Below are 18,661 nucleotides of genomic sequence, written 5' to 3'. Positions count from 1 at the left end.
AAAAACGGAAAGTGTTACCCATGTGTCCGGTACGTTCCGTCACCTATGTCTCGGGTCGCTCATGTGTACGACCCGGAGACATGGGTGACAGTTTGTACCTAAGACATGGGTGACGACATCGTGCCGTCGCATCACCTGACGCCGGTCGATTTGACGATGGGATCCATGCGGCAATACAGGCCGCACGAAGCCTGGCCGGAAGGCAAGGTTCATCCCTTGGCCGCGAGGGGATGAGTTCTCTCGTCGATCCGGGCAACCGGTCTCGCACCCGGCAGGGACGATCCGACGAGGCGCTCGACCCGGCGCCGTCGGCCGGAGATCACAGGCAGTTGCCGGCGCCGGAACCGGCGTCACTGGCCCCTCCGCCAAACCTGTAGGCCAGCAACGCCCTGACCGAATGTTGGCTGGTGGTGGCGCCGAAGGCTCCCCCATAATTCAGCTGAAAGTTGCCGCCGGATTGCGCGCAATAGAGCTTCAGGCCGGCCTCCACCTCGAACCGAGCCTGATCGAAGGGTTCGATGATCCTGATCGGATCGAGGCCGTCTGGTGCGGCGATGAACTGCGTTAGCGCGGACCAGGATTTTTGCGGCGAGAGTGCCACACCTCCCCGCACATAACCGCTCAAGGCCGCCCCGGACGCAAGCGCGACGGTGCGATTGACCTCCAGGCGCGGCGTGAACACGAAGGCTGATTGCCACTGGCCCGGATAGGTGAGGTTGGCCAAGCCTACACCGGTTTCATTCCGCTCGCGGGAATACATGAAGTAGCCATCGAAATCGAGGTACGACACCACCTCGAAATTGCTGAACGTCTGGAAGTGGCGAAACCGCGCCCGCGGCGTGAACGAGAGCAGCTTCGGATTGCTCTTGGCGATCCCGTCGATGCCCTCGAACTCGACCGTCTTCTCGGAGAACAGCGGGTACTCCTCGTCGTCGTCCCCATAAGCGATGCCATCGAAACTGGTGTAGGTCTGCTCGTAACCACCGACTTCGACGTGTCGCCGCGCACGCCAAGCGCCATAGGAGCCCGCCGCCACGAAGGTCATGCCGAACGGACCGTCGCGATAATCGGCCGACACGCTGGCGGAATGAATGTTGCCCTTGAGGTCGGACAGCGGTTCGCCGTCGCGCAACTGGGTCGAAGACGTCTCGGAGGTGCCGACCACGAAGCCGGCCGCCCAGCGGTCATCCAGAGCCCCTTGGGCGCCGAAGGCCAGCGAGCGCCAGTCATCCTCGTTGATCGGGCTGTCCTGCACGACACCGCGCCTGTACTCGCCGCCGCTGAAGTCGCCCCAGACGCAGTCGCGGCGCTTGCCGGTTGGATCGATCCGGTCGGCCGGACACGCCCCCGCGAGGTCGAGGAATTCGGCGGCGCGCTGCTGCGTCATCGTGAACAGGTGCGGCGCCTGGTGCGGCGTCAGCGTCACGACCGCGTCGCCCAGCGCTTCGTGATCGGGCTGCAGCCGCAGCAGGTTGACGAGATAGTTGAACGGATCGTCGACGTCGATCGCCTGCTCGATGGCATCGATGCCCTCGCCCATGCGCCAGACATTGGGATCGGTCGTGCCGGAGGCCGGATCCTGCAGGAGATCGAGGAAGGGCGGCTTCTCGGCGAGAAGGACGAGATCGTCACCAATGACCGGGTTGGCCTGGACGTCGACGCTGAAAATGAAACCGACGGCAGGCGGCGTCAGCGTCGGCGTGAAGCCCAGGTCGGTCACCCCGCCGTCGGCGTGCACGATGACGTAGCCGGCGTCGGAGAAAGCCTTGTTGATGGACAGGAGTAACAGCGGCCCGCCGCCGTCGACGGTGGCGGTTTCGTCCACGGTGATCAGGTCGGTGACCTTCGTGTCGTCGACGTTCTGCTGATTGAGATCGATATCGATGTAGTAGAAGCCGGAATCGGCAAGCGCGAGGTGGCTGCCAATCGCCGTCGTCCGGACGCGCCCGCGGTCGCCGGGCGCGAGAAAGCCCTGGTTGGTCAGGTAGCCGCCGGTCCCCAGGTTCACGAAGGCGTCGGAAATGAACAGCGCGCCCGCTTCGTTGGTCAGATTGTTGAGGCCGCCGCCGAGATCGACATTGCCGATGATGTTGCTCGTCCGGGTGACGCCGCCCGTCAGGGCGTAGTCGTCGACGAAACCGGGGCCGCGCGCGCGGTTGAAGACGTCCTCGTTGCCGCTGCCGCCGAGAATGGCCAGGCCTCCGAGCATCGGCAGCACGTCCGGCGTGGCGAGGCTGCCCTGGGCGTACAGGGTGCCGTTGGTCGACAAGGTGTTGTCCAAGCCGTCGGCGAACTGCACCGCCGCGCCGGAGCCGTCGGCGGCCCAGACGAGGCCGATGCCGTTGCCCTGCGGTCCGTTCCAATCGATGACGATGTCGACGGCGCCATTGGCGGTGCCGCCCGCGCTCTGACCGTAGATGCCGACGCTGTCCTCGCCCGCCACGACCACGTTGCCCGTCTGGATGATCGACACGGCCCCCGCGGTGCCCGGCTTTCCGACGCTGCCGGCAAAGGCCCCAAGGCCCGGATCGGCGAGGTCGGCGCCGAACATGCCCGAACCGACGATGCCGCCGCCGCCAGCGATGGACTGCACGACGATACCGTGTGCACCATACCCGTCGGTCCGCACGCTGCCGTAGCTGTACAGCGTCGCGTCGCCGCCATTGCCGCCTTCTGTAGCCTCGCCGGCTGCGATCGCGACGGGCGTCAGCGAGAAGCCGTCCTGGCCGAGCAACAGGCCGCCGGCGTAGACGCCGGTCAGTCCGCCGCCGCCGCCGATCGACTGCACGACGATGCCCATGGCCCCGGCTCCACCGGTTTCCACGCCGTGGGCCGTCACGGTCTGGTGGCCGCCGTTGCCACCGGCGCCGCCCGCCCCGCTTCCGATGACGATGTCGACGCCATCGCCCAGGACGAGACCATTCAGGAAGACGACGTTGGCGATGCCGCCGCCGCCGCCGATGCTCTGGGAGACGATGCCGTGGCTGAGAGCGCCCGAAGTCGTCACCTTCTCCTGCGCGGTCAGCGTCGACGCCGGCCCGCCGTCGCCGACGAACGCGGCATCGGTGCGCTGCGATCCCCCGAGGCGGATGTCGAGCAGCTTTCCGTCGTTGACGATCGATTCAACGGAGATGGTGCCGATGCCGCCGCCGCCGCCGATCGTCTGGGCGACGATGCCGATCGCGTTGTGGTTCTCGGTGGTGACGGTGCCTTCAGCGGTCAGCTCGAATCCGCCGCCGCTGCCGGTTCCGTCGAAGCCCGCACCTTCCGAATAGCCGCCCACGCTCAGGATGAAGCTGTCTTCCCCGTTGGGGTTGAGCTCGAGCTCCTCGGCCGTCATCGCGTTGACGCCGCCGCCGCCGCCGATCGACTGGGCGATGTGTCCGATCGACCCGAGGCCGGTCGTGGTCGTCGGGTTTCCGTAGGTGACGACGACCGCCTGGCCGTCTTCCGACAAGGCGCCGTTCGAGCCGAGATCGACGACGACATCGCTGCCGAAGAAGCTCAGCGCGCCCATCACGGTGCCCATGGCGCCGCCGCCGCCGCCGATCGCCTGGGCCAGCAGGCCATAGGCGAGATTGCCGCTGGTCACCGTCGTCTCGCCGTTGATGGTGACCGTGACGATGCCCTGCGTCCCGCCGGTGGGCAGGCATTCGGCGAACTGCCAGCTGAGGCAGGTCTCGGTGATGCTCTTCGAGCCCAGGCTCAAGGTCACGCCGTCGGATTCGCCGGCACCGGTCCCGATGCCGATCGCCAGGCCGCCCCAGCCGCCGCTGCCGCCAACGCTCTGCGCGAAGACTGCGGAGGCATTGGCTCCGGTCGTGGTGATGCTGCCGTTGCTGGTGACCGTGACGTCGCCGCCGTTGCCGCCCGCGCCGCCGTCGCCGCCAACGGCGCTCTCCATCTTGCCATTGATCGCGAGCCCCCCCGCGATGCCGCCGGAGCCGCCGCCGCCGCCGACCGACTGGGCAAAGATGCCGAAGGCGTTGTCACCATGGACGATGATCGCGCCGTCGTTGTTGACGGTCACCACGCCACCATTGCCGCCCGCGCCGCCGCCACCGCCGCCGACCTTGCTCGATCCGTCGTCGCCGCTCATGGTCACGCCAGCGGCGATGGCGAAGCCGCCATTGCCGCCGCCGCCGCCCACCGACTGGGCGATGATGCCGTGCGAGAAGGCCCCCTGGGTCTCGATATATCCGAAATTGTCGACCCGCACGTTGCCGCCGTCGCCGCCGCCGCTGCCATCGCCCCCCACGCTGTTGGCAACGGCCTTGCTGTCTCCGAGCGACGCGGCGATGGAGAACCCGCCCGATCCGCCGCCGCCGCCCACCGACTGGGCGAACACGCCGGCCGCATTGGCACCCTGCGTGGTGATGGTGCCGAAGTTGGTGACATGGACGTCACCGCCAGCGCCGCCCGCGCCGCCACCGCCGCCGCCGACCTTGTTCTCGGCGGCGCCGTCGATGGCGAGGCTCAACCCGCCGGAGAAACCGCCGGAACCGCCGCCGCCGCCCACCGACTGGGCGAAGACCCCCGCCGCTCCGTCGCCGAAGGTCTGGATGAGCGGGAACAGGAGGTCGTCTTCCGTTCCCACCGTCACCGTCACCGCGCCGCCGTCACCACCGCCGCTGCCATCGCCGCCCACGCTGTCGACCTTGGAATCGCCTTCCAGGGAGCCGCCAAACCCGATGGAGAAGCCGCCATTGCCGCCGCCGCCGCCCACCGACTGAGCCAGCACCCCATGCGACAAGGCGCCGAACGTGGTGATGTGATTGTTGATCGCGACGGTCACCTCGCCGCCGCCACCCGCGGCGCCGGCCTTGCCGCCGACGCTCTTGGTGTCGGCATCCGACTTCACCGAACCACCGACGCCGATCGAGAATGCGCCATTGCCGCCGCCGCCGCCCACCGACTGGGCAAAGACGCCGATGGAATTGTCGGCGCGCGTGACGATCACGCCGTTGGAGGTGACGTCGACCGAACCGCCGTCACCGCCGCCTGCCCCGTCTCCGCCGGTCGTGCTGGCCGATGCGTCTCCCTCGAAGCTGATCGCGATCGCTCCGCTGAAACCACCGGTGCCGCCGCCGCCGCCGATCGACTGGGCAAGGATGCCGTGAGAGCCGACGCCCATGGCGACCGGGCGCCCGCCGAACATCACGAAGTCGCCGCCCGTGGTGATGGCGGCGTCGTTGACGACGATCACGTCGCCCGCATTCTGGGCCGTGCCGCCGCCGCCGCCCACCGCATTTGCGTAGGAATCGCTCTGGAGCGAGAAGCTCGCGCCGATGCTGAACCCGCCGCTGCCGCCGCCACCCGCGACCGACTGCGCAAGGATGCCATGCGACTGCTCGCTGGTGGTCACGATGGAGCCGAAGACGTCGGTCACCGTCACCGTTCCGCTGCCGCCGCCTGCGCCGCCTTCGCCGCCGAGAGACATGACGGCGGCCGTCGACTTGATCGAGCCGGCAGCGCCGATGCTGAAGCCGCCGGTGCCACCGCCGCCACCGATCGACTGGGCGAGGATGCCGACCGCGTTGTTGCCGGTCGTGCGAATGTCGCCGGAGTGATGCACCGTGACGTCGTTGCCTTCCGATCCTTCGCCGCCCGACCCGCCGAAGGAGGCAGCCCCGGCCGCCCCCTGCACGCTGAAGGCCAGGGAGCCGGAGAAGCCGCCGGTGCCGCCGCCGCCGCCGATCGACTGCGCGAGGATGCCGTTCGAGCCGTCGCCGCTGGTGGTGATGTTGCCGGTGTTATCGACCGTCACCACGCCGCCCATGGCACCCTCGCCGCCGTCACCGCCAAAGGCCAGGCTGGCCGCAGGGCCCTGGATCGCGACACCCAACGCGACGCTGAATCCGCCATTGCCGCCGCCGCCGCCGATCGACTGCGCCAGGATGCCGTGCGACATGTCGCCGTCGGTGCGGATGCCCGCCGCGTCGGTGATGTTGCTGACGACGTTGACGGTGCCGCCGGTGTTGCCTTCCCCGCCGGTACCGCCAAAGCCGAGGGACAGGCTTCCCACCAGGGCAGCGGAGCCTGAGATCGCAAAGCCGCCCGATCCACCGCCGCCGCCGATGCTGCTGGCCAGGATTCCGTGGGACTGGGTGCAGTCGGCGCAGCCGGTCTGGATGCGCGCGAAATTGTTGACGTCGACCGTACCGCCGGCGCCGCCCTTGCCGCCGGTGCCGCCCATGCCGAGCGCCACCGACCCACCCGTCGACGCCGACACGGCGACCGTGAACCCGCCGCTGCCGCCACCGCCGCCGATCGATTCGGCCACGATGCCCGACGAGAACGAGCCGCGGGTGAAGATCTCGCCATTGGCCCCGACGAACACGACGCCGCCGTCGCCGCCATCGCCACCGCTACCGCCGAAGGTGAGGGTGACGTTTCCGTATGGCGCACCAGCGGCGCCGATGGCAAAGCCACCCGTGCCGCCGCCGCCGCCGACCGACTGTGCCAGGATGCCGGCCGAGCGGTCCCCCATCGTTTCGATGCGTGCGGCGGCCGAGCCGGCATTGTTGCCCTCGTTCACGGCGACATCGCCGCCGGCACCGCCTTTTCCGCCGCCGCCGCCCACCGCAACGGTCACGAACACGCCGACGCCCAGCGAATTTCCGCCCGCGCCGCCGCCGCCGCCGACGCTCTGCGCGAAGATCGCCGCCGAATCATCGCCTTCGGTGGTGATCGCGCCGGAATTGTCGACCGAGACCTTCTTGCCGCGGCCGCCCTCCGCACCGGACCCGCCAATCGAAACGAGCCCTCCGGAGAAGCCGCCATCGCCGCCGCCGCCGCCCACCGATTGCGCGAAGATGCCGCGCGCGAACGTGCCCGACGTGATCAGCTCGCCGCTGTTGGTGATATCGACCGTTTCGCCATCGCCGCCGCCACCCCCGGAGCCGCCGATCGAGACGAGCCCGCCCGATACGCCGGCACTGCCGCCGCCGCCGCCGATGCTTTGCCCATAGATGGCGTCCGCGCGGTCGCCATGCGTGGTGATCGCTTGCGAGTTGATCACCGTCACCACGCCGCCCGAACTCGTCGAACTGCCGCTGCCGCCGATCGAGACAAGCCCACCCGAATTGCCGCCATCGCCGCCGCCGCCGCCGATCGACTGGGCGAAAATGCCCTTGGCGTTGACGCCCCGGGTCTCGAGATGGCCAGGTCCGTTGTTGGTGACGGTCACGGCTCCACCCGCGCCGCCGGTCGTGCCGCCGGCACCGAGCGCCACGAGGCCGCCTCCCGAACCGCCACTGCCGCCGCCGCCGCCCACGCTTTGCGCGAAAATCGCGTGCGAGCCGATCAGGTGGGTGTCGATCGTTCCGCTGTTGGTGACGTGCACCGCACCGCCCGGTCCGGCGCTGCCCGCGTCCTCCCCGAAGGCGACAAGGCCGCCGCCGCCGCCGCTGTCGCCCCCGAACCCACCGACGCTCTGCGCAAAGATGCCGTATGAATAGGTTCCAAGCGTTTCGATGGCGCCGGAACTGGTCACGAAGATCTCGCCGCCCGCAGCCGTAGTTCCGCCGGGTCCCCAGTCAGCGACGATGCCGAATCCGTCACCGCCTGCGCCGCCCTTTCCGCCGGTGCTCTGGCCGAAGATGCCGTGAGCGGAGGTGCCGTTGGTCGTGATGTTGCTGGAAGTGTCGATAAAGACCGTCCCGCCGCCCGCCGCGTCCCCACCGTTGCCGCCCTTCGCATAGACCGACGCGCCGGTTCCATCTCCGCCCTGCCCACCATTGCCGCCGATGCTCTCGCCAAGAATGCCGTGGGCACGGTCACCGGTGGTGGAGATGACGCCGGAACTCGTGATCGTCACGGTGCCGCCGGCCCCGCCATCGCCGCCGTCGCCACCGATTCCGGGTGTGGCGATGAGTCCGATCCCGTCGCCGCCGCTTCCGCCGCTGCCACCCCGGCTGACGGCGTGGATCCCTGGAGCATTGGTGCCGATGATGGAGAAGGCGCCACCGACATGATTGACGGTCACATCGGCACCGATTTGGCCATTGTCGCCATCGCCGCCGAAAAGGCCGCTCCCGCCGTTTCCGCCATTGTCGGGGCCTGCCGACAAGGACACGCCTGCCGTGCCCGAGCCGGGGGCGATGTTTGTCGTGAGACCGTTCACGTTCAGCGTGGTGACTGCCGGCGCAGAGAACTGCGCACCGCCCGCGGGCGGGTCGACGCAGTTCATCGTCGCCCCGCTCGGGACGCACGCGGCGCGCGCGTCGTGCGCCGTGCCGGCCAGAATGAGGAGCGCAGACGCTGGCAGGAGGCCGCTCCACAACGCCATCCGCCTCGACATCCGCAGATCGACCGGGCTTGCGATCGCCAGGCGAAGGCATTCTGCCGTGCCCGGCGGGAGGGAATGATCTCTGGCTTGCGTTTCCAGGATTCGCGACGCGCTGGGCACAATCGGCCTCCGTTGCTGCGTCGCCTCTCAGAGCCGGGCAGGCGCAACTGGCTGAATCTGTAACACACCAACGCTAGCATCAATAAAATGGCGGTCAACTACAAGTATTAACCCAACCGTTTTCTTTCGTCCACTTCTTGGACAAGTGTGCCCCACCGGACACATGTCATATTTTTGCCCAGACATATGTGATTTTCTTGCGCTGCCGAGCGGGGAGCGAGCCAAGGGCCGATCGCACCCGCCGTCCACCTGATCCCTTGACATGCGGCCGTGAGAGCACTCGGTGGGCGGGTACAGGCTGCGGGGCCCCTGAACTTCATCGCCGGCCGGCTGGCGCCGTTCGGCACCTGGACCGTCACGGGCGCCAGTTCCCGATCCTTCGCCAGGGCGCGCCGAGCGCCTCAGCCCGCGCGGGCTTCCAGCCAGCGCCAGAGATATGGCCCGAAGGGGCTTTCCACATGCAGCCGCGCACACCGGTCGGCCGTGCGGTAGAGGATCGCCTGAACGCCCGCGAACAGGATCGCGGCCGACGGGCTCGACGCGCCGAGATCGGCGGCCGTGCCTTCGCGGATCACGTGCTCCACCGCGGGGCCTTCCAGGTCGACGACGAACCAGGCATCGCTCGCCGGGCTTGCGGCCCAGGTGCCGTTCCAGCCGGACGGCAGGTCGAGCGGTCTGGAGCCGACGAGAAGCACGCGGTCGCGGGCGATGCGCGCGGCAATCGGGTCCGTCGGCGCGATGCTCCACAGCCCCGCTTCCGCCGCGGTGGGCGCGTGGGCGGAGAGCGCGGCGCGAAAATCGCCGCTGACCAGCACCTGCGACAGGCCGAGCACCGGCCGGCCGGACCAGCCCGGGCGTTCGATGACGGCACCGCTCCAGTCGGGGAAGACCGGCCATTTGGCGGCGGAATCGTGGACGGCGTCGCTAGCCATGGATGCGCGTTCCCTCCGGGTCGAAGGCGCAGACGGGCGCGATCGTCGCCCGCCGGGTCGCGCCGAGATGGACGAACTCGATCGTCTCGCCCATGCGCGAGAGCCCGCGCTCGACCAGCGCCAGCGCCACCGGCCGGCCCAGCACGGGGCTCTGGTAGCTCGACGTGACGAAACCGATCGATCGGCGCGCGCCGCCACGTGTCTCGACCGCATGCGCGCCGGTGGGCAGCGGCGGTTCGCCATCGGCCACCGTCAGGCCGACGCCTTGCTGCCGGTCATCGCGCAGCGCGTTCTCGGTGAACAGCGACCGCTTGCCAACGAACTCGCCCGCCCGCCTGTCGCGCGGGCCGGTGATGCCGAGATCCTGCGGCATGGTCGTGCCGTCGGTGTCCTTGCCGGCGATGATGTAGCCCTTCTCCGCGCGCAGCAGAAGCAGCGCCTCCGAGCCGAGCAGGACGGCATCGAGCGCTCTGCCGGCCTCCATCATCGCGAGGTGGAGCGCCAAGGCCTTTCCCGTCGGCACCGACACCTCATAGGAGCGGTCGCCGGTGAACGAGACGCGGGATACGCGGGCCGGGCCGCCGGAGAAGCCGCCGTCGGCGAAACCCATGTGCGGCAACGCTTCGTCGGAAAGATCGACACCGAGCGCGAGCATGGCGACAAGGTCGCGCGAGCGGGGACCCGTCGCCGTCAGCGTCGCCCATTCGGGCGTCGAGTTGTGAACCATGACCTGGCGCCGGTCGAAGCGGTCCTGCCGCCATTCCTCCAGCCGCAGAACCACGCCGCCGACATGGCCCGACGAACAGGAGACGACATAGTGATCGTCGGCGACCTTCGACACCACGCCGTCGTCGTAGATCACCCCGCTCTCGGTCAGCATGAAGCCGTAACGGATACGGCCCGGCTTCAGCGTCGCCAGCGTCTGGTAGGAATTGTAGTCGACCACGGCGCCGGCCTGCGGTCCGATGACCTCGATCTTGCCGAGCGGCGAGCCGTCCAGGATGCCGACCGTCTCGCGGGCCTGCCGCGCCTCGCGCGCGATCTCGTCGGCGGGCTTGCCCTTTCCGTACCAGCCCGGCCGCAGCCAGCCGCCATATTCGCGGAACACGGCGCCCGCCGCGCGATGCTGGTTCTCCAGCGCCAGCCGCTTGACGGGGTTGAAGAATTCACCGCGCCGGCGCCCGGCAACCACGGTGAACGGCACAGGCACGAAGGGCGGTCGATAGGTCGTCGTGCCCGTCTCCTCGATCGTGCGGCCGGTGATGGCGGCCATCGCCGCCAGCCCGTTCATGTTCGACGTCTTGCCCTGGTCGGTCGCCATGCCGAGCGTGGTGTACCGCTTCAGGTGCTCGACCGAGCGGAAGTTCTCGCGCGCCGCCAGGGCCACGTCCTTGACGGTGACGTCGTTCTGGAGGTCGATCCACTGCCGCGCCTTGCCGCGTGGCGCGGGCCAGACAGCGGCGATGGCGTAGCTGTCGTCCGGGGACGATGCTCGCGGCGCTTCGCTCGCGCCGCGTGCCGTCGCATGTCCTTCGGCCAGCGCGCGCGACAGCGAAAACGCGCCGTTGGCCGCGCCCGCCACCGCCATGCCGGCGACCGGATCGCCGGGGACGAAGCCTGCGATCGTCTCGTCGAGGCGCAGCCTGCCCTTTGCTTGACAGAACAGGTGTACGGTCGGTGTGAAGCCGCCGGAGGTCAACAGGCAGTCCGCCTTGATGGAGCGGCCGGAGACCGTGACGGACGATACGCCTTGGGCGCCCGAAACGCGGTCGATCGTCGCCTCGTGGATCACCTCGACGCCGGCGTGCGGCGCAACCGCCCCGCGCGGCCGCGTGTCGGCGATCATCACCCATGCGCCGGCCTCGTGCAACGCGGCGGCGACCCCATAGGCCTTGTCGTTGTTGGTGGCCACCACGATGCGCTGACTGACCAGCACGCCAAAGCGTTTCAGGTAGACGAGGGCCGCTTCCGCCGACATCACGCCCGGCTGGTCATTGTCGGGGAAGACCAGCGGCCGTTCGATGGCGCCGGCCGCCACCACGATGCGCCTGGCCCGCACCTGCCACAGCGCGTCGGGCAGGCCGGTGCGGCGCTGCCAAAGCAGGACAAGCCCGTGGTCGTAGACACCGAAGGCGGTGGTGCGGGACAGCACCGTGTGCCCGGCGGCGCGCAGCTGCGCGACGATGGCCTCCGCCCAGTCGACGCCAGGCATCCCGTCGATGTCCGCGTGCCGATGTCGCAACGAGCCGCCCGGCGCGTCCTGGTCGTCGACCATCACCACGCTCTCGCCGTTCCGGGCCAATGCCCGCGCCGCCGCCAATCCCGCCGGGCCGGCGCCGACCACGAGCACATCGCAGCGCGCGTTGATCGCCGGGCTTTCGGCCGCAGGCTCATGCGAGCGATCGAGCCGGCCAAGCCCGGCCATCGCGCGAATGCGCGGCTCGAACAGGTGCCAGTCGGGCCACAGGAACGTCTTGTAATAGAAGCCGGCCGGGATGAAGGACGCGAAACGGTCGAGAATGCCGGCGCGATCGGTCGCGGCCGTGGGCGATGCATTGACCGATCGCACGGACATGCCGTCGACGAGCGGTTCGGTCGTGGCGCGGACGTTGGGCGTGGTCTTTCCCGACAGCGTGACGTCGACGATGGCGTTCGGCTCTTCGGCGCCTGCGCCGACGATGCCGCGCGGCCGGTGATACTTGAACGAACGCCCGACGACGCGCACGCCGGCCGCCAGCAGCGCCGAGGCGATCGTGTCGCCTTCGGCGCCGGACAGAGCCTGGCCGTCGAAGGTGAACGCGATGGAGCGGCCTGCGCCGTGGGAGGAGATGCGCCGGGCAGTCATGCCTCGCCCCCCATCGCCCGCGAGCCGATCACCGCATGGGTGACCGTGTCGCGCTCCATCAGGAAGAACTCGCCGCAGGTCGAATGCAGCCACACCTCGCGCGTCACCCCTTTCGGGTTGTCCTTGAGATAGAGATAGGCCGCCCAGCGGTCAGCGGACACGTCGCCCGCCGGCTCGGGTAGAGCCTTTCCGGCCTCGGTGGCGAACTGGAACTCGGTCTCGTCACGCGGGCCGCAGAAGGGGCACGGAAAGAGCTGCATCGTCAGGGCCTCAATGCGCGATGCCGGAGCCGGCCGCCTCGTCCACAAGCCGTCCGGTAGCGAAACGGTCGAGGTCGAAGGGCCGGCTGATCGCATGGTGAGCGCCTGTTGCCATCAGGTGCGCGAGCAGCCAGCCGCCGGCGGGAATGGACTTGAAGCCGCCGGTGCCCCAGCCGCAGTTGAGATAGAGCCCCGGCAGCGGCGAAGGGCCGATGAGCGGCGAGGAATCGGGCACCACGTCGACGTTTCCCGCCCATTGCCGCAGCATCCTGAGCTGGCCAAAGGACGGGAACATCTCCAGCATGCCAGACAGCACGGTGCGCTGCATCGGCGGGTTGCCGCGCTGCGCGTAGGAGGGCACGCGGTCGAGCCCGCCGCCGACCACGATCTCGCCCTTGTCCGACTGGAACAGGTAGGTGCCGGTGCCCATGTAGAGAACCACCGTGTCGAGGCAGGGCTTGACCGGCTCCGACACCATCGCCTGCAGCGAGTAGGACTGGATCGGCAAGCGGAAGCCGGCCTTCGCCGCCAGCACGCTGGAGTGCCCGGCGACCGCGAGACCGACGGTGCCGGCCCGGATCGTGCCGCGCGTGGTCTCGACGCCCGCGCAGCGGCCGTTCTCGACCAGGAAATCCGTCACTTCGCAATCCTGGATGATGTCGACGCCGAGCCCGTCGGCGGCGCGCGCATAGCCCCAGGCAACGGCATCGTGGCGCGCAACGCCCGCCCGCCCCTGCCAGACCGCCCCGAATACCGGATAGCGCGCGCGGGGATCGCGGTTGAGCAAGGGCGCCTTGTCGAGAGCTTGCGCGGGCGTCAGCAGTTCCGCATCGGTCCCGTTGATCTGCATCGCGTTCACGGTGCGCGCGGCGATCTCCATCTCGCCCTCGGAATGCGCGACGGTCAGCACGCCGCGCTGCGAGAACATGATGTTGTAGTTCAGCTCGCGGCCCAGCCCCTCGTAGAGCGTCAGCGCGAAATCATAGAGCGCGACGCTCTCGGGATAGAAATAGTTGGAGCGGATGGTGGTGGTGTTGCGACCGGTGTTGCCGCCGCCGAGCCAGGCTTTCTCGATCACCGCGACGTTGCGGATGCCGTGGTTCTTCGCGAGATAGTAGGCGGTGGCGAGCCCATGCCCGCCGCCGCCGATGATGACCGCATCATAGGTCGGCTTCGGCTCGGGCGTGCGCCAGGCGGGTTGCCAGCCGGTTTGGCCACGCAGACCTTCCTTGGCCAGCGTCCAGGCTGAGTAGCGGCGCGTCAATCGACGTCTCCATCCAGGGTCAGGACTGTTGTCTACACGCCCGGGCGTTGCCCACAAAGCGGGGCTTGCGACACGAACATTAGTGGCAGCGTCGGCCGGATGGCGTCGCCCGGCGCTTTTCTGTAGACCGGAATCGAGGAATGTGCCGATTGGCGGGCGAGGCCAGCCGGTCGCGACAGGGAGAGGGAAGCCATGGACGCCACCCAGACGAACGCGCGAACGCTGCGCCTTGCCGAGGACGACAACATCCTCGTTGCCGCGGGCAAGATCGAACCCGGCGCGGAGATCGCACAAGGACTCACGCTGCGCGAGCGAATCCCCTTCGGCCACAAGATCGCGGCACGCGCGATCGCGACCGGCGAGCCGATCGTGAAGTTCGGCCAGATCATCGGTTTCGCATCCAAACCGATCGCGCCCGGTGACTGGGTGCACGAGCACAATGTCGAAATGCACGACTTCGCCCGCGACTATCGCTTCGCCGAGGCCGCGCGGCCGGTCAACGTCCTGCCTGTCGAGGAGCAAGAGACCTTCCAGGGTTTCCGCCGCGCCAATGGCAGAGCCGGCACGCGCAACTATGTCGGCATCCTGACCTCGGTGAACTGCTCGGCCTCCGTCGCCCGCTTCATGGCGGAGGCGGCCATGCGCTCGGGGATGCTGGACGCGTTCGGCAATGTCGATGGTGTCGTCTCCTTCACCCACGGCACCGGCTGCGGCATGGCGGCCTCGGGCGAGGGCTTCGAACTCCTGAAACGCACGCAGTGGGGCTATGCCGCCAATCCCAACCTTGGCGGCGTGCTGCTCGTCGGTCTCGGCTGCGAAGTCTTCCAGATCGGCCGCATGAAGCAGCTCTACGGCATCGAAGAGAGCGAGACCTTCCGCACCATGACCATCCAGGACTCGGGCGGAACGAAGAAGACCATCGAGCAGGGCCTGGAGCGGATTCGCGAGATGCTGGTCGCCGCCAACAAGGTCGAGCGCGAGACGATCCCGGCATCGGAACTGACGCTGGCGCTGCAATGCGGCGGGTCGGACGGCTATTCCGGCATCACGGCCAACCCGGCGCTGGGCGTTGCCGCCGACATTCTCGTTCGCAACGGCGGTACGGCAATCCTCTCCGAGACGCCGGAGATCTACGGCGCAGAGCATCTTCTCACCCGTCGGGCCAAGAACCGCGACGTCGGCGAAAAGCTGATCGAGCGCATCAAGTGGTGGGAGGAGTACACGGCCCGAAACGGCGGCGAGATGAACAACAATCCATCGCCCGGCAACAAGGCCGGCGGGCTGACCACGATTCTCGAGAAGTCGCTTGGCGCAGCCGCCAAGGGCGGGTCGACGACGCTCAATGCCGTCTATGAATATGCCGAGCCCGTGACGGAAAAAGGCTTCGTGTTCATGGACACGCCCGGCTACGATCCTGTTTCGGTGACCGGGCAGGTCGCTGGCGGTGCCAACGTCGTCTGTTTCACGACCGGCCGCGGCTCGGCCTATGGCTGCAAGCCCGCGCCCTCCATCAAGCTCGCCACCAACACGCCGATGTACGAGCGCATGCGCGAGGACATGGACATCAACTGCGGCGACATCCTCGATGGGGTGTCCGTGCAGGAGAAGGGCGAGGAAATCTTTCGCGAGATTCTGGCGGTCGCGTCAGGCAAGCGGTCGAAATCCGAAGACCTCGGCTACGGCGATTCGGAGTTCGTCCCCTGGCAGATCGGCGCGGTGATGTAGGCGCGCGACGTCTCAGCCGCGCTGCCTCGCATCCTCGATGATCATGCCGGCGCCCTTCTCGGCGATCATGATCGTGGGGGAATTGGTGTTGCCCGAGGTGATGGTCGGCATGGCCGACGCATCGATGACGCGCAGGCCGTCGACGCCGCGCACGCGCAGGCGCTCGTCGAGGACGGCCATGCGGTCGCCGTCGATACCCATGCGCGCGGTGCCGACCGGGTGGAAGATCGTCGTTCCGAGGTCGCCCGCCGACACCAGCATCTCCTCGTCGGACTGGATGTGGGCGCCAGGCTTGTATTCCTCCGGCCGGAAAGGTTCGAGCGCCTTCTGTGCGACGATCCTGCGCGCCCATTTGAGCGAATCCACCGCCACCTGCCGGTCTTCCTCCGTGGAGAGGTAGTTCGGCTGGATCGCCGGCGCGTCCGTGGCTTTCGGCCCCGACACGTGGATCGAACCGCGCGAGGAGGGACGCAGATTGCAGACGCTGGCGGTGAAGGCCGGGAAGGGGTGCAGCCCGTCGCCCCACTTGTCGAGCGACAGCGGCTGGAAGTGGAACTCGAGATTGGCCGTCTCGTATTGCGGCGAGGATTTCACGAAGGCCCCCACCTGCGACGGCGCCATCGTGAGCGGCCCGCGCCTTCGCAGCGCGTAGTCGACGCCCATCATCGCCCGCCGAAACAGGTTCGCATACATGTCGTTCAGCGTCGTGATGCCGGTCACCTTGTAGATCGGCCGGATCTGCAGATGGTCCTGCAGGTTCTCGCCGACACCGGGCGAATGCACCAGCGTCTCGATGCCATGCGCGCCCAGCCTCATTCCGTCGCCGATGCCGGAGCGCTCCAGGATGGCGGGCGAGGCCACGGCACCCGCCGACAGCACGATCTCGCCCCGCGCGCTCGCCCGCCTCAGCTGGCCGTCCTTGTGATAGACGACCGTTTTGGCGCGTCCGTCGACGATCTCGACGCGGTCGACCAGTGCGCCGGTCTCCACCGTCAGGTTCGGACGCGAGAGCGCCGGCCGCAGAAAGCCGCGCGCGGCCGACCAGCGCCGCCCCATCTTCTGGTTGACCTGAAAATAAGACGAGCCCGTGTTGTCGCCGGCATTGAAGTCGTCGATCTTCTCGATGCCGGCCTGTTCGGCAGCGTCACGGATGCGATCGAGCACGTCCCAGCGCAGGCGGGGATATTCCACCCGCCATTCGCCGCCCCTGGCATGCAGTTCGTTCGGCGGCCTCTCGTGATCCTCGTGCTTCATGAAGACGGGCAGCACGTCGTCCCAGCCCCAGCCTGTCAGGCCCATCTGGCGCCAGCCGTCATAGTCGCGCGCCTGGCCGCGCATGTAGATCATGGCGTTGATGGCCGAGGAGCCGCCGAGCACCTTGCCGCGCGGATAGGCGAGTGTGCGGCCGTTGAGACCGGGCTCCGGCTGGGTGGTGAACAGCCAGTCGGCGCGGGGATTGCCGATCGCGAAGAGATACCCGACCGGAATGTGGAACCAGACCCAGTTGTCCCGTCCTCCGCCCTCCAGCAGAAGCACCCGGTTCTTCGGATTGGCCGACAGCCGGTTCGCCAGCACGCAGCCCGCCGAACCCGCGCCTGCGATGATGTAGTCGAACGCGGCGATGCCGTTGTCTTCGGTCAATTGCCCCTCCCGCGAATTGCCTGGGCCTCGTTGCCGACGCCGCGTCTCTTTTAGCCAAGGTCTGCACCCGTTGCCCACCCTATTCCGCGCAGAGCAGGCTTGCACCGGTCGCCACGGACGGTTGGCCCTTGCGGGTGCGGGACCGGCGCTCTAGCGTCCAGGGCGAATCCGGGGGAATTGCGTGCTGAAGAACCATGGGAAAGGCGTCGTGCTCGATCGTCGGCTCGACAACGACACAGAGCCGGTCACCTGGCTTGGCCTTTGCGAACTGCGCATCATGAACGACAGGCGCTGGCCGTGGCTGATCCTCGTTCCGCAGCGGCCGGACATGCAGGAACTGCACGACCTGACGCCGCTCGACCAGGCGATGCTCACCTTCGAGATGAACCTCGTCGGCGAGGCGCTGAAGAAGGCGACCGGCTGCACCAAGATCAACACCGGCGCGCTTGGCAACATCGTGCGCCAGCTCCACGTCCACGTCGTCGCGCGCAGCGAAGGCGATCCGAACTGGCCCGGCCCGGTCTGGGGCCATGGCACGCGCGAGCCGTGGCCGCGCGAGGATCTCTACCGCTTCGCCGAGCAGATTCGCGCATCGCTCTGACCTGCATGTCCAGAAGGCACCCCGCATGAGCTTCACCCTGTTCGACGCGCCCGAACGCGAGCCGAGCCATTTCGTCGGCTTTGCCGGAAACCGCATCGATCGGCTTTCGGAAAACCGGCGGGACGACTGCGTGGAGACGGCACTGGCCGACCCGACGTGCCGCCTCATGCTCTTGCGCGGCGGCCGGATGCATCTGCGCCTGAATGGCAAAGGCTTCGAAGGCTACATGAACCGCGCCGAAGCGGAGGCGCTGTCGGCGAAGCTCGAACATGCGGTCCTGCTCGGCTGGGACGAGGCCGGTCCGGTGCTCGCCGCGCCGGCCGCCCTCGATCCGGAGGCGCTGCCGGACGAGATGAAGGCGATCGACTACCGCTCGATCTATGCGCAGGGCCTGCTCGGCGACGACACGCTCGGCGCACTGGCCCAGGCCGCGGCCCTGCTCGCCTGGCACCAGACGCACCGGTTCTGCGGCCGCTGCGGCGGCGCCACCCAGATGCGCGCCGGCGGCTACAAGCGCAAATGCGAGGCCTGCGGCGCCGAGCATTTTCCCCGCACCGATCCGGTCGCCATCATGCTCGCCGTCACGCCGGACCATTGCCTGATGGGCCGAAGCCCGCATTTTGCGCCGGGCATGTATTCCTGCCTGGCGGGCTTCATCGAGCCGGGAGAGACCATCGAGGCGGCGGTGCGGCGCGAGACCTTCGAGGAATCCGGCATTCGCGTCGGGCGGGTGGTCTACCACGCCAGCCAGCCCTGGCCGTTCCCCTATTCCCTGATGATCGGCTGCTTCGGCGAGGCGGTGTCGCACGACATCGACGCCGACCGCACGGAACTGGAAGACTGCCGCTGGTTCACCCGCGAAGAGACGCGGGCGATCCTGTCACGCTCTCATCCGGACGGCATCACCGCGCCGCCGCCGATGGCGATCGCGCACCATCTGATCAAGGCATGGGCCGAAGCCGGCGCCTGACCGGCCGGCGCGC

9 protein-coding genes are annotated in these 18,661 nt (G+C 68.5%); 3 read left to right on the top strand and 6 right to left on the bottom strand.

Annotation, left to right across the window (positions count from 1 at the left end; translation table 11 throughout):
• Positions 1 to 319: 319 nt before the first annotated feature.
• The 5 genes from EJC49_RS09070 to EJC49_RS09050 all read right to left on the bottom strand — a co-directional run bounded on the left by EJC49_RS09070 (position 320) and on the right by EJC49_RS09050 (position 13,711).
• Positions 320 to 8,191: a hypothetical protein gene (locus EJC49_RS09070; protein WP_126699458.1), complete on the bottom strand. Its 7,872-nt coding sequence runs from the start codon at positions 8,189 to 8,191 to the stop codon at positions 320 to 322.
• Between the two features lie 620 nt (positions 8,192 to 8,811).
• Positions 8,812 to 9,342, bottom strand: coding sequence for an aminomethyltransferase family protein (locus tag EJC49_RS09065; RefSeq protein WP_126699456.1), 531 nt, complete (start codon positions 9,340 to 9,342; stop codon positions 8,812 to 8,814).
• Positions 9,335 to 12,187 (bottom strand): sarcosine oxidase subunit alpha family protein, encoded by a 2,853-nt coding sequence (locus EJC49_RS09060; RefSeq protein ID WP_126699454.1) that lies wholly within the window; start codon positions 12,185 to 12,187, stop codon positions 9,335 to 9,337. Before EJC49_RS09060 ends, EJC49_RS09065 begins: the two co-directional genes overlap by 8 nt.
• Positions 12,184 to 12,447 carry a sarcosine oxidase subunit delta gene (locus EJC49_RS09055; protein ID WP_126699452.1) on the bottom strand — a complete coding sequence of 88 codons (264 nt, stop codon included), beginning with the start codon at positions 12,445 to 12,447 and terminating at the stop codon, positions 12,184 to 12,186. Before EJC49_RS09055 ends, EJC49_RS09060 begins: the two co-directional genes overlap by 4 nt.
• Before the next feature lie 10 nt (positions 12,448 to 12,457).
• Positions 12,458 to 13,711: a sarcosine oxidase subunit beta family protein gene (locus EJC49_RS09050; RefSeq protein ID WP_126699450.1), complete on the bottom strand. Its 1,254-nt coding sequence runs from the start codon at positions 13,709 to 13,711 to the stop codon at positions 12,458 to 12,460.
• 192 nt (positions 13,712 to 13,903) lie between these two features.
• Here EJC49_RS09050 and EJC49_RS09045 point away from each other — a divergent pair, with 192 nt between their 5' ends.
• A complete protein-coding gene (locus tag EJC49_RS09045; protein ID WP_126699448.1) occupies positions 13,904 to 15,436 on the top strand; it encodes a UxaA family hydrolase in 1,533 nt (510 codons plus the stop codon).
• A gap of 12 nt (positions 15,437 to 15,448) precedes the next feature.
• Here the strand turns inward: EJC49_RS09045 and EJC49_RS09040 are convergent, their stop codons facing one another.
• Complete coding sequence (locus tag EJC49_RS09040) at positions 15,449 to 17,059, bottom strand: GMC family oxidoreductase (RefSeq protein WP_126699474.1); 1,611 nt, start codon at positions 17,057 to 17,059, stop codon at positions 15,449 to 15,451.
• A gap of 199 nt (positions 17,060 to 17,258) precedes the next feature.
• Between EJC49_RS09040 and EJC49_RS09035 the strand changes: the two genes are divergently transcribed.
• Together EJC49_RS09035 and nudC are read left to right on the top strand one after the other, a co-directional pair.
• The gene (locus EJC49_RS09035) at positions 17,259 to 17,678 is read left to right on the top strand and encodes an HIT domain-containing protein (RefSeq protein ID WP_126699446.1); all 420 of its coding nucleotides are present in this window, start codon (positions 17,259 to 17,261) and stop codon (positions 17,676 to 17,678) included.
• A 25-nt stretch (positions 17,679 to 17,703) separates the two neighbouring features.
• Complete coding sequence (gene nudC / locus EJC49_RS09030; protein ID WP_126699444.1) at positions 17,704 to 18,648, top strand: NAD(+) diphosphatase; 945 nt, start codon at positions 17,704 to 17,706, stop codon at positions 18,646 to 18,648.
• Positions 18,649 to 18,661: the final 13 nt, after the last annotated feature.

The organism is Aquibium carbonis, assembly GCF_003970795.1.
Classification (GTDB): domain Bacteria; phylum Pseudomonadota; class Alphaproteobacteria; order Rhizobiales; family Rhizobiaceae; genus Aquibium; species Aquibium carbonis.
Note: the sequence above shows the minus strand (reverse complement) of the source record. Positions and strands in the feature narration are given on the sequence as shown.

Bases quoted from the DNA above. Each gene is read 5' to 3' on its own strand.
- EJC49_RS09070 (WP_126699458.1), bottom strand. From the start codon at position 8,191: ATGAACTGCGTCGACCCGCCCGCGGGCGGTGCGCAGTTCTCTGCGCCG.
- EJC49_RS09065 (WP_126699456.1), bottom strand. From the start codon at position 9,342: ATGGCTAGCGACGCCGTCCACGATTCCGCCGCCAAATGGCCGGTCTTC.
- EJC49_RS09060 (WP_126699454.1), bottom strand. From the start codon at position 12,187: ATGACTGCCCGGCGCATCTCCTCCCACGGCGCAGGCCGCTCCATCGCG.
- EJC49_RS09055 (WP_126699452.1), bottom strand. From the start codon at position 12,447: ATGCAGCTCTTTCCGTGCCCCTTCTGCGGCCCGCGTGACGAGACCGAG.
- EJC49_RS09045 (WP_126699448.1), top strand. From the start codon at position 13,904: ATGGACGCCACCCAGACGAACGCGCGAACGCTGCGCCTTGCCGAGGAC.
- nudC (WP_126699444.1), top strand. From the start codon at position 17,704: ATGAGCTTCACCCTGTTCGACGCGCCCGAACGCGAGCCGAGCCATTTC.